The 20,759-nt window shown below is 63.3% G+C and carries 21 protein-coding genes; 15 read left to right on the top strand and 6 right to left on the bottom strand.

Going from position 1 to position 20,759, the window contains the following annotated elements; genetic code table 11:
* The first annotated feature begins 133 nt into the window (after positions 1-133).
* The 6 genes from X730_RS148880 (at position 134) to X730_RS148855 (ending at position 5,563) form a co-directional block, all read left to right on the top strand.
* Complete coding sequence (locus X730_RS148880; protein ID WP_023705584.1) at positions 134-1,462, top strand: aspartate aminotransferase family protein; 1,329 nt, start codon at positions 134-136, stop codon at positions 1,460-1,462.
* Positions 1,463-1,601: 139 nt separating this feature from the next.
* The gene (locus X730_RS148875) at positions 1,602-2,021 is read left to right on the top strand and encodes a DUF559 domain-containing protein (RefSeq protein ID WP_245261377.1); all 420 of its coding nucleotides are present in this window, start codon (positions 1,602-1,604) and stop codon (positions 2,019-2,021) included.
* A 3-nt stretch (positions 2,022-2,024) separates the two neighbouring features.
* Positions 2,025-3,275 (top strand): Zn-dependent hydrolase, encoded by a 1,251-nt coding sequence (locus X730_RS148870; RefSeq protein ID WP_023826576.1) that lies wholly within the window; start codon positions 2,025-2,027, stop codon positions 3,273-3,275.
* Positions 3,276-3,337: 62 nt separating this feature from the next.
* A complete protein-coding gene (gene hydA / locus X730_RS148865) occupies positions 3,338-4,789 on the top strand; it encodes a dihydropyrimidinase (protein WP_023699634.1) in 1,452 nt (483 codons plus the stop codon).
* Positions 4,790-4,869: 80 nt separating this feature from the next.
* The gene (locus X730_RS148860; protein WP_245260000.1) at positions 4,870-5,163 is read left to right on the top strand and encodes a hypothetical protein; all 294 of its coding nucleotides are present in this window, start codon (positions 4,870-4,872) and stop codon (positions 5,161-5,163) included.
* A gap of 16 nt (positions 5,164-5,179) precedes the next feature.
* Entirely contained in the window at positions 5,180-5,563 is a 384-nt protein-coding gene (locus X730_RS148855) for a hypothetical protein (protein WP_031197044.1), read from the top strand.
* A gap of 17 nt (positions 5,564-5,580) precedes the next feature.
* Here the strand turns inward: X730_RS148855 and X730_RS148850 are convergent, their stop codons facing one another.
* A complete protein-coding gene (locus tag X730_RS148850) occupies positions 5,581-5,991 on the bottom strand; it encodes a cupin domain-containing protein (RefSeq protein ID WP_023682183.1) in 411 nt (136 codons plus the stop codon).
* Positions 5,992-6,095: 104 nt separating this feature from the next.
* On the opposite strand from X730_RS148850, the gene X730_RS148845 reads away from it, so the two are divergent.
* The 4 genes from X730_RS148845 (at position 6,096) to X730_RS148830 (ending at position 10,257) form a co-directional block, all read left to right on the top strand.
* Positions 6,096-6,887 carry an ABC transporter ATP-binding protein gene (locus X730_RS148845; RefSeq protein ID WP_023682182.1) on the top strand — a complete coding sequence of 264 codons (792 nt, stop codon included), beginning with the start codon at positions 6,096-6,098 and terminating at the stop codon, positions 6,885-6,887.
* 330 nt (positions 6,888-7,217) lie between these two features.
* Positions 7,218-8,096 (top strand): ABC transporter permease, encoded by an 879-nt coding sequence (locus X730_RS148840; RefSeq protein ID WP_023826577.1) that lies wholly within the window; start codon positions 7,218-7,220, stop codon positions 8,094-8,096.
* Positions 8,093-9,247: an ABC transporter permease gene (locus X730_RS148835; RefSeq protein ID WP_023826578.1), complete on the top strand. Its 1,155-nt coding sequence runs from the start codon at positions 8,093-8,095 to the stop codon at positions 9,245-9,247. Before X730_RS148840 ends, X730_RS148835 begins: the two co-directional genes overlap by 4 nt.
* A gap of 38 nt (positions 9,248-9,285) precedes the next feature.
* Complete coding sequence (locus X730_RS148830) at positions 9,286-10,257, top strand: ABC transporter substrate-binding protein (RefSeq protein ID WP_023682178.1); 972 nt, start codon at positions 9,286-9,288, stop codon at positions 10,255-10,257.
* A 48-nt stretch (positions 10,258-10,305) separates the two neighbouring features.
* On the opposite strand, the gene X730_RS148825 is transcribed toward X730_RS148830, so the two are convergent.
* Positions 10,306-10,764: an Lrp/AsnC family transcriptional regulator gene (locus tag X730_RS148825; protein WP_023682177.1), complete on the bottom strand. Its 459-nt coding sequence runs from the start codon at positions 10,762-10,764 to the stop codon at positions 10,306-10,308.
* A 123-nt stretch (positions 10,765-10,887) separates the two neighbouring features.
* Between X730_RS148825 and X730_RS148820 the strand changes: the two genes are divergently transcribed.
* On the top strand, positions 10,888-12,171 hold the full coding sequence (locus X730_RS148820; RefSeq protein WP_023725389.1) for a cystathionine gamma-synthase family protein: 1,284 nt from the start codon (positions 10,888-10,890) through the stop codon (positions 12,169-12,171).
* A gap of 75 nt (positions 12,172-12,246) precedes the next feature.
* Here X730_RS148820 and X730_RS148815 read toward each other — a convergent pair whose 3' ends face one another.
* The 3 genes from X730_RS148815 to X730_RS148805 all read right to left on the bottom strand — a co-directional run bounded on the left by X730_RS148815 (position 12,247) and on the right by X730_RS148805 (position 16,083).
* Positions 12,247-13,896, bottom strand: coding sequence for a thiamine pyrophosphate-binding protein (locus X730_RS148815; RefSeq protein ID WP_023826579.1), 1,650 nt, complete (start codon positions 13,894-13,896; stop codon positions 12,247-12,249).
* Positions 13,893-15,068 (bottom strand): CaiB/BaiF CoA-transferase family protein, encoded by a 1,176-nt coding sequence (locus X730_RS148810; RefSeq protein WP_023826580.1) that lies wholly within the window; start codon positions 15,066-15,068, stop codon positions 13,893-13,895. Before X730_RS148810 ends, X730_RS148815 begins: the two co-directional genes overlap by 4 nt.
* Positions 15,069-15,150: 82 nt before the next feature.
* On the bottom strand, positions 15,151-16,083 hold the full coding sequence (locus X730_RS148805) for an alpha/beta hydrolase (protein WP_023826581.1): 933 nt from the start codon (positions 16,081-16,083) through the stop codon (positions 15,151-15,153).
* Between the two features lie 133 nt (positions 16,084-16,216).
* Here X730_RS148805 and X730_RS01000000164505 point away from each other — a divergent pair, with 133 nt between their 5' ends.
* From X730_RS01000000164505 to X730_RS148790, 4 genes are all read left to right on the top strand, one after another.
* Positions 16,217-17,104: an alpha/beta hydrolase gene (locus X730_RS01000000164505; protein ID WP_023826582.1), complete on the top strand. Its 888-nt coding sequence runs from the start codon at positions 16,217-16,219 to the stop codon at positions 17,102-17,104.
* Positions 17,101-17,550, top strand: a complete 450-nt coding sequence (locus tag X730_RS148800) for a MarR family transcriptional regulator (RefSeq protein WP_023826583.1) — start codon at positions 17,101-17,103, stop codon at positions 17,548-17,550. The genes X730_RS01000000164505 and X730_RS148800 overlap by 4 nt, the downstream gene beginning before the upstream one ends.
* Positions 17,551-17,648: 98 nt before the next feature.
* A complete protein-coding gene (locus X730_RS148795; RefSeq protein WP_023826584.1) occupies positions 17,649-18,656 on the top strand; it encodes a ribonuclease in 1,008 nt (335 codons plus the stop codon).
* A 70-nt stretch (positions 18,657-18,726) separates the two neighbouring features.
* Complete coding sequence (locus X730_RS148790; protein ID WP_155922457.1) at positions 18,727-19,341, top strand: hypothetical protein; 615 nt, start codon at positions 18,727-18,729, stop codon at positions 19,339-19,341.
* 5 nt (positions 19,342-19,346) lie between these two features.
* Here X730_RS148790 and X730_RS148785 read toward each other — a convergent pair whose 3' ends face one another.
* Entirely contained in the window at positions 19,347-20,633 is a 1,287-nt protein-coding gene (locus tag X730_RS148785; protein WP_023826586.1) for a GGDEF domain-containing protein, read from the bottom strand.
* Between the last annotated feature and the right edge of the window lie 126 nt (positions 20,634-20,759).

Below are 20,759 nucleotides of genomic sequence, written 5' to 3' on the forward strand. Positions count from 1 at the left end.
CGCCGACAGGGCGGTGCTAACGTTTGTCCAATCGGTCAAAAATTTGCGTAGCATGAAAACGCAGCAAAGACCAAGCTTTGGAAAGACCAAGCGTTAGCCGCACCGAAACAGGTTACAAGGGGAAGTCTTGGTCATGTCCAACCGGCTGAAAGTCACGCCGAACGATCTCAGCGCATTCTGGATGCCGTTCACGGCAAACCGGCAGTTCAAACAGGCGCCGCGCATGTTCGTGTCCGCCAAGGACATGCACTACACCACCAGCGACGGCCGCAAGGTGCTCGACGGCACCGCCGGCCTCTGGTGCGTCAATGCCGGCCATTGCCGTCCCAAGATCACCGAGGCGATCCAGCACCAGGCGGCCGAACTCGACTATGCGCCGGCCTTCCAGATGGGCCACCCCATCGTGTTCGAGCTGGCCAACCGCCTGGTCGATCTCGCGCCCAAGGGCATGGACCATGTCTTCTTTACCAATTCCGGTTCGGAATCGGTCGAAACGGCGCTGAAGATGGCGATCGCCTATCACCGTGTGAAGGGCGAGGGCGCGCGCACCCGCCTGATCGGCCGCGAACGCGGCTATCACGGCGTCAATTTCGGCGGCATCTCGGTCGGCGGCATCGTCACCAACCGCAAGATGTTCGGCACGCTGCTCGGCGGCGTCGACCACATGCCGCACACGCATCTGCCGGAAAAGAACGCCTTCTCCAAGGGCGTGCCGGAATATGGCGCGGAACTCGCCAACGAGCTGGAGCGCATCGTTGCCCTGCATGACGCCTCGACCATCGCCGCCGTCATCGTCGAACCGGTCGCCGGCTCCACCGGCGTCATCCTGCCGCCGAAGGGCTATCTGCAGAAACTGCGCGAGATCTGCACCAAGCACGGCATTTTGCTGATCTTCGACGAGGTCATCACCGGTTTCGGCCGTCTCGGCGCGCCGTTCGCAGCGGATTATTTCGGCGTCACGCCCGACATCATGACCACCGCCAAGGGCGTCTCCAACGGCGTCATCCCGATGGGCGCGGTGTTCGTGAAGAAGGAAATCCACGACGCCTTCATGACCGGCCCCGAGCACATGATCGAGTTCTTCCACGGCTACACCTATTCGGGCAATCCGATTGCGTGCGCCGCGGCACTCGGCACGCTCGACACCTACAAGGAAGAGGGCCTGCTGACCCGCGGCGAGGAACTGGCGCCCTACTGGGAAGATGCGCTGCATTCGCTGAAGGACGAGCCGCATGTCATCGACATCAGGAATATCGGCCTGATCGGCGCGATCGAACTGGCGCCGATCGCCGGCAGCCCGACCAAGCGGGCCTTCTCGGCCTTCGTCAAGGCGTTCGAGCGCGGCGCGCTGATCCGCACCACCGGCGACATCATCGCGCTGTCGCCGCCACTGATCATCACCAAGGGCCAGATCAACGAATTGATCGACCATGTCAGAGAAGTGCTGAGGGCGATCGATTGACAAACCGGGCGCGGATAGCCCTCCCCCTCGAGGGGAGGGTGGCCGCGAAGCGGTCGGGTGGGGTCGGTGCGACCGGACGCCGACCTGCTCTTTTGTTCCGAGGCCGCTCCTGATGCCCCGTACCCGCGTGAGCTTCGAAATGCGCCAAAAGGCGCGAGCGCTTCGAATTCACGCGACCAAGGGAGAATCGCTGCTGTGGTATGAACTGCGGGACCTGAAATCAGCCGGCATCAAGTTTCGCCGTCAGTGCCCGATTGGCCCGTACATCGTGGATTTTGCCTGCTTGGCGGTGAAGCTGATCGTTGAGGTCGATGGCGACATGCACGAACACGACAGGGGTAGTCGGCACGATGCCGTTCGCGATGCTTATCTGCGATCGCTCGGATTTGAAGTCTTCCGTGTTGACGAGCCCGATGTCATAAACAGCGCTTGGCACGTCGCGCAGGTGGTCAAAGAGAAGGTCGCGCGCGTCGCGGGCGACCCCACCCGACCGCTTCGCGGCCACCCTCCCCTCGAGGGGGAGGGGGACGCCGCCGCCCCGCAACCGATGAGGTTTTAGAGCATGGCCGCCCCAGGCGAGAATCTGCGAATCAATTCAGACCGTTTGTGGGATTCCATCATGCAGATGGCGAAGATCGGCCCCGGTATTGCCGGCGGCAACAATCGCCAGACCGTGACCGACGAGGACGGCGAGGGACGGCATCTGTTCAAGCGCTGGTGCGAGGCGGCCGGGCTCGAAATGGGGCTTGACGAAATGGGCACCATGTTTGCCCGCCGGGAAGGCGCTGATCCCAGCCTGCCGCCGGTTTATGTCGGCAGCCATCTCGACACGCAGCCGACCGGCGGCAAATATGACGGCGTGCTCGGCGTGCTCGGCGGGCTGGAGATTATTCGCTCGCTTAACGATCTCGGCATCCAGACCAGGCATCCGATCGTCGTTACCAACTGGACCAATGAGGAAGGCTCGCGCTTTGCCCCGGCTATGATGGCGTCCGGCGTGTTCGCCGGTGTGCTCGATCAGGCGGACGTGTATCAGCACACTGATAAACAGGGCAGGAAATTTGGCGAGGAGCTGGAGCGCATCGGCTGGAAAGGCACCGAGAAAGTCGGTGATCGCAAGATCCACGCCTTCTTCGAACTGCATATTGAGCAGGGGCCGATCCTCGAGGACGAAGGCATCGACATTGGCGTCGTCACCCACGGCCAGGGCCTGAAATGGCTGCAGGTAACGCTGACCGGCAAGGAGGCGCATACCGGCTCGACCCCGATGCCCAAGCGCCGTAATGCCGGGCTCGGCATGGCTCGGGTCATCGAACTGGTGCACGAGATCGCCATGGACTACCAGCCCGACGCCGTCGGCGCGGTCGGCCACATGGAGGTGTTTCCGAACTCGCGCAACATCATCGCCGGGCGCACCGTCTTCACCATCGACATCCGCTCGCCCGAGAAGGAAGTGCTGGACGCGATGGATGGGCGCATACGCGAAGGCATCTACACAATCTGTGAGGCGCTCGACATCAAGTACAAGGTCGAGCAGGTCGGCGCTTTCGATCCGGTCACCTTCGATGCCGGCTGCGTCAAGGCGATCCGCGACGCCGCCGATCGGCTCGGCTATTCCCACCGCAACATCGTCTCCGGCGCCGGCCACGACGCCTGCTGGATCAACCGCGTTGCGCCGACCGCCATGGTGATGTGCCCCTGCGTTGACGGGTTGTCACACAACGAGGCTGAGGAAATCACCAAGGAATGGGCCGGCGCCGGCGCCGACGTGCTGTTCCATGCGGTGGTAGAGACAGCGGGGATCGTGGCGTGAACTAAGATCTGTATTCAAAACGACGCTCACAAGAAGCGCGAAGAGAACAAGGGAACACGACAATGACCAAAGTCATCCGAAACGGCACCATCGTCACCGCCGACCGCACCTGGAAGGCCGATGTGCTGATGCAGCACGGCAAGATCGTCGCCATCGGCTCGAACCTGCATGGCGACCATGAGTTCGACGCCAGCGGCTGTTACGTCATGCCGGGCGGCATCGATCCGCACACCCATCTCGAAATGCCGTTCATGGGCACCTATTCGGCCGACGATTTCGAGTCCGGGACGCGTGCGGCCCTTTCCGGTGGCACCACGATGGTGGTCGATTTCTGCCTGCCGGCGCCGCAGCAGTCGCTGCTGGAAGCGTTGCAGATGTGGGACAACAAGACCTCGAAGGCTGCCTGCGACTACTCCTTCCACATGGCGATCACCTGGTGGGGCAAGCAGGTGTTCGACGAGATGGCCACCGTCGTCGACAGAGGCATTACCTCGTTCAAGCATTTCATGGCCTACAAGGGCGCGCTGATGGTGGACGACGACGAGATGTACGCGTCGTTCCAGCGCTGCGCCGATCTCGGCGCGCTGCCGCTTGTTCATGCCGAGAATGGCGACGTGGTTGCGGCGCTGTCGCAAAAGCTGCTCGCCGCCGGCAATAATGGCCCCGAGGGACACGCCTATTCGCGGCCGCCGGAAGTGGAGGGCGAGGCGACCAACCGCGCCATCATGATCGCCGACATGGCCGGCGTGCCGCTCTATGTCGTGCATGTGTCCTGCGAGCAGAGCCACGAAGCCATCCGCCGCGCCCGCCAGAAGGGCATTCGGGTTTTCGGCGAGCCGCTGATCCAGCATCTGACGCTGGATGAAAGCGAGTATTTCGACAAGGATTGGGACCATGCGGCGCGCCGCGTCATGAGTCCGCCCTTCCGCAACAAGCTGCACCAGGATTCGCTGTGGGCCGGCCTGCAGGCGGGATCGCTGCAGGTGGTGGCGACCGACCACTGCGCCTTCACCACCAAGCAGAAGCGCAACGGCGTCGGCGATTTCACCAAGATCCCGAACGGCACTGGCGGGCTTGAAGACCGCTTGCCCGTGCTGTGGACGACGGGCGTCAACACCGGGCGGCTGACGATGAACGAGTTCGTCGCGGTGACTTCGACCAACATCGCCAAGATCCTCAACATGTATCCTAGGAAGGGCGCCATCGTCGAAGGCGCGGACGCCGACATCGTGGTGTGGGACCCCAGCGCCAAGAAGACCATCACCTCGAAGAAGCAGCAATCGGTGATCGACTACAACGTCTTCGAAGGTTTTGAGGTGACCGGCCTGCCGCGCTTCGTCTTTTCGCGCGGCGAATTGTCGGTCGAGGAAGCGGAGGTCAAGGCCAAGCCCGGCCATGGCGAATTCGTCGCCCGCGAGCCGAACGCGGCGGTCAACCGGGCTCTATCGACCTGGAAGGACATCACCGCGCCGCGCAAGGTCGAACGCACCGGCATTCCGGCGACAGGCGTTTGACGTTGCGGAGCCCGGGGGCGCTCATTTCACTGGTCGTGGCGATGGTGGTCGCTGGTCCGGCAACAGGGGCCGAGAGGCTGGTGGGCTTCTGGGGCAACGATGCCGGTTGTGTCTTTGCAAAGGCCGGCTTTCAGGGCCGCGACGATTATATCGTGCTGACCGCCGAGGGCATCGAGACCTATGGCAGCGGCTGCCGGTTCGCGCAGCAATTGACGTGGGCGCCGGGCACGCAATCACTTGATGCGACCTGTTCCGCCGAAGGCGAGGCGGGGACGACGGCTGAAACCGTTGTGGTCACCAACAAGGGCGAGGGTGGGTTCTTCGTGACCATTCCCGGTCTTGAAGAAATGGGGCCGTTGCAACCGTGTTCGTGACGTTGGAGCTGGGGGAATGAGCGCGCGCGGTTTGGGGCCGTCTGTTGCGATGGTAGTCGTTCTGGCTGCGGGTCAGGCCCTTGCGGCAGGCATCGACCTGACGAAACCCTATGGGGACAAATATGGCTGCATCAACCGCAACGGCCAGGAAGTCGCCGCCGATCGGATGCTGCTTTTGACCGACGAGGCATTGGTCACCGCCGCCAGCGCCTGCACCTTCACGGAGAAGCAAGCGCAGGCTGATGGTTCGCTGGTGGTGACGGCGACATGCGAGGCCGAAGGTGAAGACGGACAGGAGCCGACCAAATTCACCATCAAGCGCAGCGCCAAGAACGCCAAGAAGCTGACGGTCGCCGACGAGGACGGCAATGTCATGGGCGAAGTGGCGCGGTGCAAATGACGGCAGTCCCGTCAGCGTCAGGCCACCAGCGCATCCAGCTCCGGCAACAGGACGACGCTTTCCTGTTCATTGGGATCGGTGCGGGCGATGACGGCCGAGGACGGGGCGTTGCTCATATTGGCCGGCAGATGCGGTACGCCGGCCGGGATGTAGAAGAGGTCGCCGGCCTTGACGACGATGTGGTTCTCGAGCCTGTCGCCATACCATGTGTGGACCTCGCCCGAGAGCACATAGATCGCCGTCTCATGGCTTTCATGCAGATGCGCCTTGGCGCGGGCGCCGGGCGGCAGGGTGAGCAGATGCATGCAGATGCCGGACGAGCCGACCGTCTCGGCTGCAATGCCGGCAAAATAGGTCAATCCCTGCTTGCCTTCATAAGTGCTTTCAGGACGGATAAGGTGACAAGTGGGTTTGGGCGACATCGGCAAGGCTCCGGGCGTCGAGTGGGTGGGATTGGACGAGTGGAAAGCAACATCAACGCGAATGCAACGGCATTTCATCCTGGGCGGCTGCGAGAGGCAGGCAGCAAGCGATGACGGGACAATCGCCAGCCGTCGTCTCGGCAAGCAGACTTGGCCTTACCTTTCAGACCAATGACGGTCCGGTAGAGGCGCTCTCCAATGTCGACCTGACCATCGGCAAGGGCGAGTTCGTCTCCTTCATCGGCCCATCGGGCTGCGGCAAGACCACCTTGCTGCGCGTCATCGCCGATCTGGAAAAACCGACATCGGGCATGATCTCGGTCAACGGCATGACGCCGGAACAGGCGCGCGAGAAACGCGCTTATGGCTACGTCTTCCAGGCGGCAGCCCTTTTCCCGTGGCGCACGATCGAGCGTAACGTGGCGCTGCCGCTGGAGATCATCGGCCTTTCGAGAGCGGAGCAGGCCGAGCGCATCAAGCGCACGATGGAGCTCGTCAACCTCTCCGGCTTCGAGAAGAAATACCCTTGGCAGCTTTCCGGCGGCATGCAGCAGCGCGCTTCGATCGCCCGCGCGCTCGCCTTCGACGCCGACCTGTTGCTGATGGACGAGCCCTTCGGCGCGCTGGACGAGATCGTGCGCGACCATCTCAATGAACAGCTTCTGGAATTGTGGGCGCGCACCAACAAGACGATCTGCTTCGTCACCCATTCCATCCCCGAGGCGGTGTATCTGTCGACGCGCATCGTCGTCATGTCGCCGCGCCCAGGTCGGGTTACCGACATCATCGAATCGACGCTGCCAAAAGAGCGGCCACTGGATATCCGCGAGACGCCGGAATTTTTGGCGATCGCGGCCAGGGTGCGCGATGGGTTGCGGGCAGGGCACAGCTATGATGATTGAGGGGGTAGCGAATGAGTGCGGACGTCGCCGCCACGCCTTCGTCATCCTAGGGCGAAGCAAGGAGCGAAGCGACGCGGGGCAGACCCTAGGATCCATACCGTTACCTATACGGTCCGCAACGGTGCAAAACGGTGCACACGCCGCTGCGCCCGCGAAGGCGAACATTCTCAACCGCTTATACCCCTCGGCCAACGTCACGGAATGGATCCTAGGGTCTGCACGACGCTTCGTGTCGCTCCGCCCTAGGATGACGAACGCGGAGGTGGTCGGCCTCCGCTTCGCTCCGGCCACCCTCTTCCCGGCGGGGAGAGGAGAAGGGGAGCGCGCCTGATGGACACCTTCCGCGAAAAACTCATCCCCGTGACCTCCATCCTCCTGGGCGTGGTGGTGCTCTGGTATGTCTTCGCCGTCATCCTCAACGCGCCGTTCCAGCGCGACCTCGACCGGCGCGCCGGGGAAACCCACGGCACCGTCGAATTCATCGGCAAGACGCTGTCGCAGCCCAAGCCGACGCTGCCGGCGCCGCATCAGGTGGCGGTGAACTTCTTCGAGAACACCTTCCTGCGGCCCATCACATCGAGCCGAAGCCTCGTCTACAATGCCTGGGTGACCCTGTCGTCGACGTTGCTCGGCTTTGCCTTCGGCACGGCGCTCGGCATGGTCATCGCGGTCGGCATCGTGCATGTGGCGACGCTCGACCGCAGCCTGATGCCGTGGATCATCGCCTCCCAGACGATTCCCATTCTGGCCGTGGCGCCGATGATCATCGTCGTGCTGGGGGCGATCGGCATCAGCGGTCTGATCCCAAAGGCGATGATCTCGACCTACCTGTCGTTCTTCCCGGTGACGGTGGGCATGGTGAAGGGCCTGCGCTCGCCCGAACTCATGCATCTCGACCTGATGCACACCTACAATGCCAGTGTCTCGCAGACCTTCTGGAAGCTGCGGGTGCCGGCCTCGGTGCCGTTCCTGTTCACCTCGATGAAGGTGGCGGTGGCGGCGAGCCTGGTCGGCGCCATTGTCGGCGAACTGCCGACCGGTGCTGTCGCCGGCATCGGCGCCAAGCTTTTGGCAGGTGCCTATTACAGCCAGTCCATCGACATCTGGTCCGCCCTTGTGGCGGGCTCGGTGGTGGCGGCCCTTCTGGTCATGGTGGTCGGCATAGCCGGGCGCCTCGTTGACCGCGCCATGGGCGGGAGGCCGGCATGAACTGGCTGAAGCCCTCCTGGCAAGCCGTGCTGGCCGTTGCGCTGTGCCTCGTCGCCGTCGCGCTCGGTGCGATGTCGAAGCCGGAAGCGGCCGCCCTTGCAGACCCGACGGCAAGCTTCGACTACCCCTATTTCGGAATAAAGACCCCGATGATCGGCCTGGCCGTGCTGGCAGGGCTGATCTCGATGATCAGAATTTCGCCGCTGGCCGAGGCTGCGGTGCTGTTCATCGGCGCTCATCTCGTCGCCTGGATGCTGATCTCGGGCATTACAGGTTTCGAAGGCAAGGCATTGGCGCCGTATTTCCTGCTGCTCGCCGCTGCCTGGCTGCTGGCCTGGCGCTGCGTGGCGGTGCTGTCAGGGCTTCGGCCTATGGCAAAAGGGGCGCGGATGGCGCTGCGCCTCATCATCCCGGCGATCTTCGGCGCCTGGATCCTGATCATATGGGAAGCGGTGACGCGTGGCGCCGGCATTCCCTTCATCCTTTTGCCGCCGCCGAGCGCCATCGGTGTGCGCATCGCCAGTTCCCTGCCGGTGCTCGGCGCCGATATCAGGCAGACCATCTTCAAGGCGGTGATCTTCGGCTACATCGTCGGGAGCGGCGCCGGCTTCCTGGTGGCCATCGCCGCGGACCGGGTGCCGTTCCTGCGCCGCGGTCTGCTGCCGATCGGCAATATGGTCTCGGCGCTGCCGATCATCGGTGTGGCGCCGATCATGGTGATGTGGTTCGGCTTCGACTGGCCGTCCAAGGCCGCGGTCGTCATCATCATGACCTTCTTCCCAATGCTGGTGAACACGGTTGCCGGTCTTGCCGCCTCCGGCCATATGGAGCGCGATTTGATGCGCACGTATGCGTCGGGCTACTGGCCAACACTCTTGAAGCTCAGACTGCCGGCGGCAGCGCCCTTCATCTTCAACGCGCTCAAGATCAACTCGACGCTGGCGCTGATCGGCGCCATCGTCGCCGAGTTCTTCGGCACGCCTGTGGTCGGCATGGGCTTTCGCATCTCGACCGAGGTCGGGCGGATGAACATCGACATGGTCTGGGCCGAAATCGCAGTTGCAGCACTGGCGGGTTCGGTCTTTTATGGCGTGGTCGCTCTCGTCGAGAGAGCCGTCACGTTTTGGCATCCCTCTGTCCGTGGTGGATAGGGCGGTGGGTTCGGGTGTTAACTTCAGAGGGTAAAAACATGAAAAGACTGATCATTCCGATGCTGGCCGGCGCGATGTCGCTGGCCGCGTTCCAGGCAATGGCCGCCGACAAGGTGACCTTGCAGCTGAAATGGGTCACGCAGGCGCAGTTTGCCGGCTACTATGTCGCCAAGGCCAAGGGTTTTTATGAAGCAGAAGGCCTCGACGTCGACATCAAGCCGGGCGGTCCCGATATCGCACCCGAGCAGGTGATCGCCGGCGGTGGCGCCGACGTCATCGTCGACTGGATGGGCGGGGCGCTCGCCGCGCGCGAAAAGGGCGTGCCGCTGGTCAACATCGCCCAGCCGTTCAAGAAGGCCGGTATGGAGCTGGTCTGCCCGAAGGACGGCCCGATCAAGACCGAAGCCGATTTCAAGGGTCACACGCTGGGCGTCTGGTTCTTCGGTAACGAATATCCATTCTACGCCTGGATGAACAAGCTCGGCCTGAAGACCGAAGGCGGCCCGGACGGCGTCACGGTTTTGAAGCAGAGCTTCGACGTGCAGCCGCTGATCCAGAAGCAGGCGGATTGCATTTCGGTCATGACCTACAACGAGTACTGGCAGCTGATCGATGCCGGCTACAAGCCGGACCAGCTCACCGTGTTCAACTACTCGGCGATGGGCAACGACCTGCTTGAGGACGGGCTCTATGCCTCGGAAGACAAGCTCAAGGATCCGGCTTTCGAAGACAAGATGGTGCGTTTCGTGCGCGCCTCGATGAAGGGCTGGAAATATGCCATCGACAACAATGACGAGGCCGCGGGCATTGTCATGGACGGCGGTGGCCAGGACGAAAACCACCAGAAGCGGATGATGAGCGAAGTCGCCAAGCTGATCGACAATGCCGACGGCAAGCTCGACCCGGCGACCTACGAGCGCACCGCCAAGGCGCTGCTCGACCAGAAGATCATCACCAAGGCGCCGACCGGCGCCTACACCACAGCCATCACCGACAAGGCGATCAAATAAGCCTGGCCAGGCAATTTCGACCTCGAGAGCGGCGCCTTTGACCAAATGTCAGAGGCGCCGTTCCTTTATGGTGTTCATGACGAAGCTGGTCTCGATCGACGCGACGCATTTCAGCCGCGCGATCTTTTCCTTGATGAAGCGCTCGTACTGTTCGAGGCTGCCGGTCACCACTTTCAACACATAATCGCGTGACCCGGTGACGAGGTGGCATTCCAGTACCTCTTCCCAACCGCGGATGGCGTCTTCGAACATGACGATCTCGTCCTCGTTCTGGCGGCTGAGCCGGACGGTGGCGATGGCGACCATGTTCCAGCCGAAGGCGGCCGGGTCGACCAGCGTGGTATAGCCCCGGATAATGCCGGCCTCCTCCAGCCGGCGTACCCTCCTCAAACATGGCGACGGCGACAGGCCGATGCGCTCCGCAAGCTCATTGTTGGTGATGCGGGCGTCGGCCTGCAGCTCGCGCAGGATCTTGCGGTCGAAATCGTCGGCTATCTTCTGTTGCACTTTTGCTCTCGCTCGGCAATTTGTTGCCGGGATGCAGCCATGCGAGGCCGAAAATAGCAAGGACTGGTGGACCGGGATCGCATAAATTGCTGGACGAGACTCCTCCAGAACGCAGGAAAAGCCATGACCGCGCCGCGCCCGTCGAAAACCCACATCGGCAACCACAAGCTCCATCCGGAAACGTTGATGTTGAGCTATGGCTTCGATCCGCAACTGTCGGAAGGCGCCGTCAAGCCGCCGGTGTTCCTGACCTCGACCTTCGTGTTCAAATCGGCGGAGGAGGGGCGCGACTTCTTCGACTACACATCCGGCCGCAAGGAGCCGCCGAGCGGCACGGCGTCCGGCCTGGTCTATTCGCGCTTCAATCATCCCAACTCCGAGATCGTCGAGGACCGGCTGGCGGTCTATGAGGGAACGGACGCCTGCATCCTGTTCTCGTCCGGCATGTCGGCGATCGCCACCACGCTGCTCGCCTATGCCCGTCCGGGCGATGTCATCTTGCATTCGCAGCCGCTTTACGGCGGCACTGAGACGCTTTTGACGCGCACGCTGTCCGGCTTCGGCATCGGCGCTGTCGGCTTCGCCGACGGCGTCGACGAGAAGGCGGTGCGGGCCGCTGCTGATGCAGCGGTGGCGAAGGGGCGTGTCTCGGTCATTCTCATCGAAACGCCGTCAAATCCGACCAACAGCCTGGTCGACATCGCACTGATCCGGAAGTTTGCCGACGAGATCGGCGCAAGCCAAGGATCAACGCCGATCATCGTCTGCGACAACACGCTGCTCGGCCCGGTGTTCCAGCGGCCGATCGAACATGGCGCCGATGTCTCCGTCTATTCGCTGACCAAATATGTCGGCGGCCATTCCGACCTGATCGCCGGTGCGGCGATGGGCAGCAAGGCGGTGACCAAGCCAATCAAGGCGCTGCGCGGCGCAATCGGCACGCAGCTCGATCCGCATTCCTGCTGGATGCTCGGCCGCTCGCTGGAAACGCTGTCGATCCGCATGGAGCGCGCCAACGACAATGCGCGGCTCGTGGCTGAATTCCTGCGCGATCACGCCAAGGTGGGAAAGGTGCATTACCTGCCGTTCCTGGGCGAGGACACGGCAGCGGGACGGGCCTACAAAGCGCAATGCAGCGGCGCCGGCTCGACATTTTCTTTCGATATCAAGGGCGGAGAGAAGGCGGCCTTCGCCTTTCTCAACGGGCTGCAAATATTCAAGCTGGCGGTGAGCCTTGGCGGCACGGAGTCACTCGCCAGCCACCCGGCGGCGATGACGCACTCCGGCATTCCCTTCGACGTGCGCCAGCGCATCGGCGTGCTGGAGACCACGGTCAGGCTGTCGATCGGCGTCGAGCATCCGGACGATCTTATCGCCGACCTGACGCAGGCGCTGGCAGCGGTCTGACTGCTGACGAAAGTCGGCGGGACAGCACCCCCCTCTGTCCTGCCGGACAACTCGGCCTATACCTTTTGTCGGCACTCAGCTCTTGTCGCGGATCTGCGTCATCGTCCGCGTCGGCGTGATCGCCTCGGGATCGAGCCTGATTTCGACGATCGCCGGCTTGCCGCTGGCGCGGGCCCGCTCGAAGGCAGGGGCAAAATCTGCCGTGTTCTCGACCGTCTCGCCGTGGCCGCCATGGGCGCGGGCAAGAGCGGCAAAGTCAGGGTTCTTCAGATCGGTGGCGACGACGCGGCCGGGATAGTCGCGCTCCTGGTGCATGCGGATGGTGCCGTAGATGCCGTTGTTGACGACGATGACGATGATCGGTAGGTCGTATTGCACGGCGGTGGCGAATTCCTGTCCGTTCATCAGGAAGCAGCCGTCGCCGGCAAAGGCGATCACGGTGCGGTCGGGATGGAGCGCCTTGGCGGCGACCGCGGCCGGGGTGCCGTAACCCATCGAACCGGAGGTCGGCGCGCCTTGGGTGGCGAAGCGGCGGAAGCGGTGGAAGCGGTGCACCCAGGTGGCGTAATTGCCGGCGCCGTTGGTGAAAATGGCGTCATCGGGCAAGATCTTTTCCAGATAGTTCATGATCGGCCCCATCTGGACCGTGCCGGGGCCGGTCTCAGGAGGCGTCGACCAGTCGAGGTAGGCAGCGTGTGCTTTCGCTGTCTCATCCGCCCAGGCTGGCGTGGAGGTTGGCTTGCGCTTGGCGAAGGCTTCGACGAAGGCTGACGGCGCAGCGTTGATCGCCAGGGCCGGCCGGTAGACACGGCCGAGTTCGCCGGCATCGGCATGGACATGGACCAGCGTCTGGTCGGGGTAAGGGCTCTTCAGCAGCGTATAGTCGGAGGACGGCATCTCGCCCATGCGGCCGCCGATCAGCAGCACCAGGTCGGCCTGCTTGATGGCGGTGGCCAGCTTCGGGTTGATGCCGATGCCGACATCGCCGGCATAGTTCGGGTGCAGATGGTCGAACAGCATCTGGCGGCGGAAGGAGCAGCCGACCGGCAGCGACCAGGCCTCGGCAATGGTGCGCATACGTGCCACCGCTTCCTCGTCCCAGCGTGTGCCGCCGAGGATGACGAAGGGACGCTTGGCTTTGGCCAGAAGCTTTTCCAAAGCATCGAGTTCGGCTTCGCCGGGCCGGGTTTCGACCGGCGTGTGCGGCAAGGCCGCGGGCGCGTCGACAAGACTGGTCAGCATGTCCTCCGGCAGCGAGACGACGACGGGGCCGGGGCGGCCCGATGTCGCGACAGCAAAGGCGCGGGTGACGAGTTCGGGGATGCGCGCGGCATCGTCGATCTCCACCACCCATTTGGCGATGTCGCCGAAGAAGCGCTTGTAGTCGACCTCCTGGAAAGCCTCGCGCTCCTTGGCGTGGCTGGCGACCTGGCCGATGAACAGGATGACGGGTATCGAATCCTGCATGGCAATGTGAATGCCGGCCGACGCATTGGTGGCGCCGGGGCCGCGGGTGACGAAGCAGATGCCGGGCTGGCCGGTCAGCCGCCCCTGGCAGTCGGCCATCATGGCGGCGCCGCCTTCCTGTCGGCAGACAATGGTGCGGATGGGCGAGTCATGCAATGCGTCGAGCACCGCGAGATAGGATTCGCCGGGCACGCAGAAGATGCGGTCGGTGCCGTTCGCCTCGAGTGCGTCGACAATCAGTTGTCCACCGGTCTTCATCGTCCAGACTTCTCCAGTTCGGCAAGAATTTCTTCGGTATGTTCGCCAAGGCGTGGCGAAGGGCGTTCATAGACCAGCGGTGTGCCGGACATCACCATCGGCGCGCGCACCGAGGGCAGACGATTGCCATGGCCATCGTCGAGGTCGAGGCGCATGCCGCGTGCGATCGTCTGCGGGTCGGCAAACATCTGGCCGATGTCGTTGATCGGGCTCGCCGGCACGCTTGCCGCTTCGAGCCTGGCCAGCAACGGGTCGCGATCCCAATTCTTCAGCGTCTCGATCAAGTGCTCGCGCAACTTCACCCGGTTGGCGACGCGGGCCGGATTGGTGGCGAAATCGGGATTCGCTGAGAGATGGTCGAGACCGACGGCAGCGCAGAATTTGGCGAACTGGCCGTCATTGCCGACCGCCAGGATGATGTGGCCGTCCCTGACCGGGACAACCTCATAGGGCGCAATGTTCATATGCGCATTGCCCATCTGCACCGGCGCCTTGCCGGAGACGAGATAGTTGAGGTTCTGGTTGCCGAGTGCGGAAATCTGCGTGTCGAACAGCGCCATGTCGATATGCTGGCCTTCGCCGGTCTTTTCGGCATGGCGAAGCGCTGCCTGGATGGCGATCACCGAATAGAGGCCGGTGAAGATGTCGGAAATAGCGACCCCGGCCTTTTGCGGCTCGCGCCCGACCTCGCCGGTGATCGACATCATGCCGGCCATGGCCTGGATGATGAAATCATAGCCGGCGCGTGGGGCGTAAGGCCCGTCCTGGCCGAAGCCGGTGATCGAGCAGTAGACGAGCTTTGGATTGATCGCCTTCAGGCTCTCGTAATCGAGCCCGTATTTCTTCAGGCCGCCGAGCTTGAAGTTCTCGATCAGAACGTCGGCCGTGGCAACCAGCCGGCGCACCGTCTCGGCCCCTTCGGGCGTCGAGAAATCGACCGCGATGGAGCGCTTGCCGCGATTGCAGGAGTGGTAATAGGCGGCCGACAGGTTCTCGCCATCATGGCTCATGACGAAGGGCGGACCCCATTTGCGGGTATCGTCGCCGCCATCAGGGCTCTCGACCTTGATAACATCGGCGCCGAGATCGGCCAGCAATTGTCCTGCCCACGGGCCGGCCAGGATGCGGGCGAGTTCGACGACGCGGACGCCTTTCAGCGGAGGTTCAGCCATAAATCACCAAAAACGGGTCGGAACCGCAGCCTCTATCAACCCGGGATGCCGCTGTCACGGGCCTTGCGGTGGGCCAGCGATGTCAGCGTTTCAACACACCATCGGCCCACGCGGCAAAATCGGTCATGACGGAGTCGCGGTTCACCTCGTTCAAGCTTTCGTGGCGGGTGTCGGCGTAAACCTTTGAAACCAGATTCGAAAAGCCCATCGCGCGCATGCGCTTGGCGAGATGGTCGATGCCCTTGCCATAGTCGGAGGCCGGATCCTTCTCGCCGCCGACGATGCTGACGGGCAGGTCGCGCCTGATGCCGGCAAAGCCCGCATCCTTGCCGCCTTTCTGCGCCATCTCCACGACATCGCGCCACATCGAGATCGAGGCATCCCAGCCGCACAGCGGGTCGGCAATGTATTTCGCCACTTCTGCCTCGTCGCGCGACAGCCAGTCGAAGAGCGTCTTGTGGCTGGGCACCGCCTTGCCCCAGGCCTGGAAGGTCAGCCTGGGCAAGATGCGTGAGGGGACATCGGAGCCGAGCCTGAAGCGCTCATAAGCGAGGATGGCGAGCGCAAGCCGGCCGAGCAAGCCTTGTGAGAAATTGCCGTTCCAGATCGCCGCGGCGTGGACGCGCGGCGAGTGCGCCAGGAGGTAGTTGAGCGCCACCGACGCACCCATCGAATGGCCGAACAGGATGACCGGCAGGCCGGGCTGCTCCCTTGCGATCAAATCGTGGACGGCATCGACATCGGCGATCACCTTGGCCGGGCCGCCTGTGCCGGCGAACCTGCCGAGCGGGGCATCGGGCGCCTTGGTCGCGCCATGGCCGCGATGGTCGTGGACGTAGACATGAAAGCCGCGGGTGCTGAGGTAATCGGCGAAGCGGGCATAGCGCGCCGCATGTTCGGCCAGGCCGTGATTGACCTGGACTACCGCGCGTGGAGAGCCCCCCGCGTGCTTCACATAGAGGTTGAGCGTGGCCCCGGTCGGAGAGGCCAGCGTCGTCTGCTTGTCAAATGCCATGTCTCGCTCCCTCGGCGACTGTTGGGCGACGGCGGGACCGACGTCAAGGGGAGGTCGAAATCAGCCGGGGTCACTATTGACAGCTTGCTGTCAATTTGGTTATATGACAGCATACTGTCAATTGGATCGGAGCATGACCATGAAAACCGTTTCGCGCCGCGCGTTTCTGCTGGCGAGCCTGTCATCCGCAATGCTCCTGCCCGGCATTGCATCCAGCAAAACCAGGGAGATGACCATGAAGACCTCAACCATTGCCGGCCCGCAGGGCCAGCTTGCCGGCTACGACATCAAATCCGGCGGCGGCCTGCCGATCCTGTTCGCGCATGGTGATTGCAGCCGCGCCACACAGTGGAACCGGGTGATGCAGCTCACCGCAGGTGGCCGTGAGGCGGTCGCCTTCGATTTTCGCGGCCATGGCGCATCGGCGCCTGCAGCTGATGCCGACTACGGCTATGACGGCCGTGCCGACGATATTGGTGCGGTGGCCGATGCGTTCGGCCTGAAGCGGTTTGTCCTCGTTGCACATAGCGGCGGCAGTGGGGCCGCGCTCGCCTATGCCGCCGGCCATGCCGACCGTGTTGCCGGCATCCTGCTGGTCGATCCGGCGACCGATCCGCGCGCCCTGCCCAAAGAGATTCGCGACGGGTTCGTGCGCGATCTGGCGGGGCCAAACGGCGGCGACGTCCTGAGCGCTTATTACACCTCGATCGCCGGATCCAATCCAGATGTCCGCAAACGGGTCCTCGCCGATGCGGCGGTGGTCGATCCGGCGGCTCGGGCAGGCGTCGGCAAGGCGCTGGCGGAATGGAATCCCGAACCGACGCTCGACGCCTATCGCGGGCCGATCTTCGTGCTGGCTACGGAGGCCAATGACAATGCGGCGGCCCTGTTTCGGCTGTGCAGCCGAATTGGCCACAGAACCGTCGCCGGTTCCGGCCATTGGGTGATGCTTGACAAGCCGGAGGCGGTGGCTGAATCCGTCAACACCTTCGTTTCCACCATCGAGGCCGGCCAGAAATGACAAGCAGGACCGAAGCCGGAGATGTGCTCACCGAACTGGTGCTTGCCGTGTTCCGGCTGAATGGCGGGTTTCTCGACGCGGCCGACCGGCTGGCGGAGCCTGCCGGGCTGACGGCGGCGCGCTGGCAGGTTCTGGGCGCGGTGCTGAAGGAGCCGAAATCGGTGGCCGACATTGCCCGCGACATGGGGCTTGCCCGCCAGAGCGTGCAGCGCCTTGCCGACATTCTGGCCGCCGAAGGGCTTGCCGCCTATGCGGACAACCCGGCGCACCGCCGAGCCAAGCTCCTGGCGATGACCGATGCCGGCCGGGCCGCGATCAGGGATATCGGCACGCGCCAGCATGTCTGGGCCAACCGCATCAGCGAAGGCATCGAGCCTCGCGTGCTTGAGAGCGCGCTTGATCTGCTGCGTATGTTGACGAAGCGGGTCGAGGAGGGCGGGGTCTGATCGACCGAGCGATTGTTTTTTGCGGCGGACGAAAGAAATCGTAATTCTGACATGTCGCACGTTTCTAGCTTGCGCTATGAAACGCTAGGAGTGCTGGAATGCGGATATCGGCGATATGGGGTGCGGTGTTGGTGGCGCTGGCCGGTGTCGGCCTAGCGCGCGCCGATGTGAAGATGAGCGGCTCCTTCGTGGCCGATGCGGCTTGCCCGGCGACGCAGGCAATCAAGAGCGGCAAGAACCCCGGCAATATCGCGACAACGGCTGGACAGAGCTACGACCTCCTGGCCGGCAACAAGGATGCGCCGACGCATTACCTCATCCGCGTGCCGGGCGCCGATCCTGAGCGTCGCTGGGTCAAGATCAGCTGCGGTCATGTCATCGGCGGCAGCGCAGCCGCCCTGCCGGCCGCGCCCGCCGATCAGGGCAAGCCTGCGGCTTCGGGAAAACCCGAATATGTTTTCGCGCTGAGCTGGCAGCCGGCCTTCTGCGAAACCAAGTCGAGCAAGCCCGAATGCCAGGCGCAGACGGCGGGCGGCTTCGACGCGTCGCATTTCACCTTGCATGGTCTGTGGCCGCAACCGGACGGCAATTTCTATTGCCAGGTGCCGGCGAGCGACAAGGCCAATGATAATCCGGCCCATTGGGCCGACCTGCCGCCGGTCAACCTCGATGCCAATACGCGCGCCGAACTCGACCAGGTGATGCCTGGCACCGCCTCCAAGCTCGAACGGCATGAATGGATCAAGCACGGCACCTGCTACGGCAAGAGCCAGCAGGAGTATTTTGCCGAGGCGCTGAATCTGATGCGGGCGGTGAATGCCTCGCCTGTGCGCGAGCTCTTCACCAGGAACGTCGGCAAGCAACTGACTTCGGACCAGATCCGCAGCACCTTCGACAGCGCCTTCGGAGCCGGGGCGGGCGCGCGGGTGCGTGTCTCCTGCCTGGTCGATCCGTCGAGCGGCAGGCGGCTGATCGGCGAGCTGACGCTCGGCCTGACCGGCCCGATCGGCCCCGACAGTTCGCTGGGCACTCTCATGCTCGCCTCGGCGCCGACGACCAAGGCGGGCTGTCCGAAGGGCTCGGTCGATGCGGCCGGATTCCAATAGGATATCCGTCTGCCGCTTGGCAGTGACGCGGTGATATGGTCTGGATGTGTTTCATTCGGCGGGGGTGGCGATGAGTGGCATGACATCAGGCGGGCTGGCGCGGCTGGCTTTCTGGGCCAGGGGGATGACCGCCATAAAAGATGGCCGCATGGAATGGCCGGGCTTTTCCTATACCGATGCCGAGTGGGCGCGCATGCGCGTGCTTGCCGCGCCGATCGGGGCAGGCCGCTACCAGCTGTTCACTTGGGTCAATGCCGCGATCTTCATCGCCATTGCCGCGCTCGGCATCGGCTGTGTCTTCCTGCCGCTGGCGACACTTTTGTTTCCGGTGCCGGCCGAGACCAGCGCGCTCAAATTCTCGGCTCTGCTGGCGGCGTGTGCCTTCCTCATAATCGGGCTCGGCTTGCCGATCTCCATGCGCCTGTCGAGCGCGTTGGCCATCTCCCGGGAGATGCGCGCCGGTCTTGTCGGCGAAGCCGGTGACGAAGCGCTGGCAGCAAAAGTGTCTTGGCAGATCAACCGCATCATGCTGGTCATGTGCGGCCTGCTGGTGCCCGGCATTCTGTTGTTCATCGCTTATGACATCGACGCCAGTCCGATCATCACCACGCTGAAATGGCTGGCCATCGCGCTGATAGCCGTTTCAGTTGCGGTCGGCGCGTTGCATCAACGCAAGCGGAGCTGACAGCCTTATCCGCTGACGCCGCGCGTGGACACTGTCCGCGTGCTGAGGTCTTCGGCATCGTCCCTCGGTTCTCCGATGACGCGGTCGCGCCCGGTGGACTTGGCCTTATAGAGACGCTCGTCGGCAAGGGCGAAGAGATCGGCAAGCGAGCCTACGGTCCCGTCGACAGTGGCGATGCCGGCGCTGACGCTGATGTCGAAGCGGTTTGCGCACGTCTTGACGGCCTGGCGAATGTTTTCGCCGAGCAATCTGGCGACCGCATGCGGTTGCGAGCAAAGGATGGCGAACTCCTCGCCGCCGATCCTGAAAACCTGATCGTGCGCGCCGGCCGCCTGGGTCAGCACCTGGGCGATCGATCTCAGCACCCTGTCGCCTTCGGCATGGCCGAAGCGATCGTTGATCGACTTGAAATGATCGACGTCGACGATCAGCAGGCTGAGCGGCTGGGCCGTGCGCAGGCTGACGGCAACCAGACGTTCGCCGTCGCTGTCAAAGCGTCCCCTGTGCAAGAGGCCGGTGAGGCCGTCGCGGCCGACATGTTCGACCAGGGCTTCGTAGCGCTCGCGATAGGTCAACGTGTCGAAGACGTCGGACAGCCCGCGGGGTGCCACGACCTGACGCGTTTCGAACCATCTGAGGTAGGCGACAAGCATGGCGCTGTAGGCAAAAGCGGCACCCATCTTGGCCAACCAGCCGCCGAAGAAGACCGCAATGGGTGCGCCTGCGACGAAATGCAGGGCGGTGAAAAATCCGGCCTGGTCGAAGGTGAGCACGCAGGCGACGCAAATCAGGATGCGGGAGAACGGCGCCTTGCGCAGATAACGCCCGAGCTTTTCGTAAAGCAGGATGATCAGGATGGCGTCGATGAAGAGCAGCGTCGTGCCCCACACCATGAGCCAGCCCAACTGGTCGATGAAACCGATATCGGGAAGCTTGCCGTCGGAAAGGGCTGAAATATCGTGCAGGCGCAGGATCAGGACCAGCCCGATCATCAAGGCGTTGCCGAGCAAAAGGCCATAGATCGGCTGGCGCACCGTGGCCGCATCTTCCTTCATGTAGAGCAGAAGCAGCATCACCAGCTTGCCGGAAAACAGCACCGCCGAGCCTGGCGAGACCATGCCGAAGGGCAGGGCGACATAGAAGACGCTGGCGAGATAGGTTTCGAGGAAATGCATGGCGCCCAGCGCGCAGACGAAGACGCCGAGGCCGATGCGATCCCTGAAGCGGAACAGCGTGACCATGACGCTGAAGTAGACGACCGCTTCGGCAAGGAGCAGGAAACTGTTCAGCACTACCTTCGGTCCGATCTTTACTTTCGATCGCGACAGGTCAGCGATCGATCCTGTTTTGACGCTGAAGGGTTAACCGGGGATTTCAACGCGCCCTACAACCGGCGGAAAACTTAACGTGCGGTGTAC

This window comes from Mesorhizobium sp. L103C131B0 (assembly GCF_000502275.1).
Lineage (GTDB): Bacteria > Pseudomonadota > Alphaproteobacteria > Rhizobiales > Rhizobiaceae > Mesorhizobium.

What these genes read in the sequence shown, in the direction of transcription:
- X730_RS148795 (WP_023826584.1), top strand. Translation starts at nt 17,649, where the DNA reads ATGCGGATATCGGCGATATGGGGTGCGGTGTTGGTGGCGCTGGCCGGT.
- X730_RS148835 (WP_023826578.1), top strand. Translation starts at nt 8,093, where the DNA reads ATGAACTGGCTGAAGCCCTCCTGGCAAGCCGTGCTGGCCGTTGCGCTG.
- X730_RS148820 (WP_023725389.1), top strand. Translation starts at nt 10,888, where the DNA reads ATGACCGCGCCGCGCCCGTCGAAAACCCACATCGGCAACCACAAGCTC.
- X730_RS148805 (WP_023826581.1), bottom strand. Translation starts at nt 16,083, where the DNA reads ATGGCATTTGACAAGCAGACGACGCTGGCCTCTCCGACCGGGGCCACG.
- X730_RS148830 (WP_023682178.1), top strand. Translation starts at nt 9,286, where the DNA reads ATGAAAAGACTGATCATTCCGATGCTGGCCGGCGCGATGTCGCTGGCC.
- X730_RS148845 (WP_023682182.1), top strand. Translation starts at nt 6,096, where the DNA reads ATGACGGGACAATCGCCAGCCGTCGTCTCGGCAAGCAGACTTGGCCTT.
- X730_RS148800 (WP_023826583.1), top strand. Translation starts at nt 17,101, where the DNA reads ATGACAAGCAGGACCGAAGCCGGAGATGTGCTCACCGAACTGGTGCTT.
- X730_RS148810 (WP_023826580.1), bottom strand. Translation starts at nt 15,068, where the DNA reads ATGGCTGAACCTCCGCTGAAAGGCGTCCGCGTCGTCGAACTCGCCCGC.
- X730_RS148875 (WP_245261377.1), top strand. Translation starts at nt 1,602, where the DNA reads ATGCGCCAAAAGGCGCGAGCGCTTCGAATTCACGCGACCAAGGGAGAA.
- X730_RS148815 (WP_023826579.1), bottom strand. Translation starts at nt 13,896, where the DNA reads ATGAAGACCGGTGGACAACTGATTGTCGACGCACTCGAGGCGAACGGC.
- X730_RS148840 (WP_023826577.1), top strand. Translation starts at nt 7,218, where the DNA reads ATGGACACCTTCCGCGAAAAACTCATCCCCGTGACCTCCATCCTCCTG.
- X730_RS148855 (WP_031197044.1), top strand. Translation starts at nt 5,180, where the DNA reads ATGAGCGCGCGCGGTTTGGGGCCGTCTGTTGCGATGGTAGTCGTTCTG.
- X730_RS148870 (WP_023826576.1), top strand. Translation starts at nt 2,025, where the DNA reads ATGGCCGCCCCAGGCGAGAATCTGCGAATCAATTCAGACCGTTTGTGG.
- X730_RS148790 (WP_155922457.1), top strand. Translation starts at nt 18,727, where the DNA reads ATGAGTGGCATGACATCAGGCGGGCTGGCGCGGCTGGCTTTCTGGGCC.
- X730_RS148880 (WP_023705584.1), top strand. Translation starts at nt 134, where the DNA reads ATGTCCAACCGGCTGAAAGTCACGCCGAACGATCTCAGCGCATTCTGG.
- X730_RS01000000164505 (WP_023826582.1), top strand. Translation starts at nt 16,217, where the DNA reads ATGACCATGAAAACCGTTTCGCGCCGCGCGTTTCTGCTGGCGAGCCTG.
- hydA (WP_023699634.1), top strand. Translation starts at nt 3,338, where the DNA reads ATGACCAAAGTCATCCGAAACGGCACCATCGTCACCGCCGACCGCACC.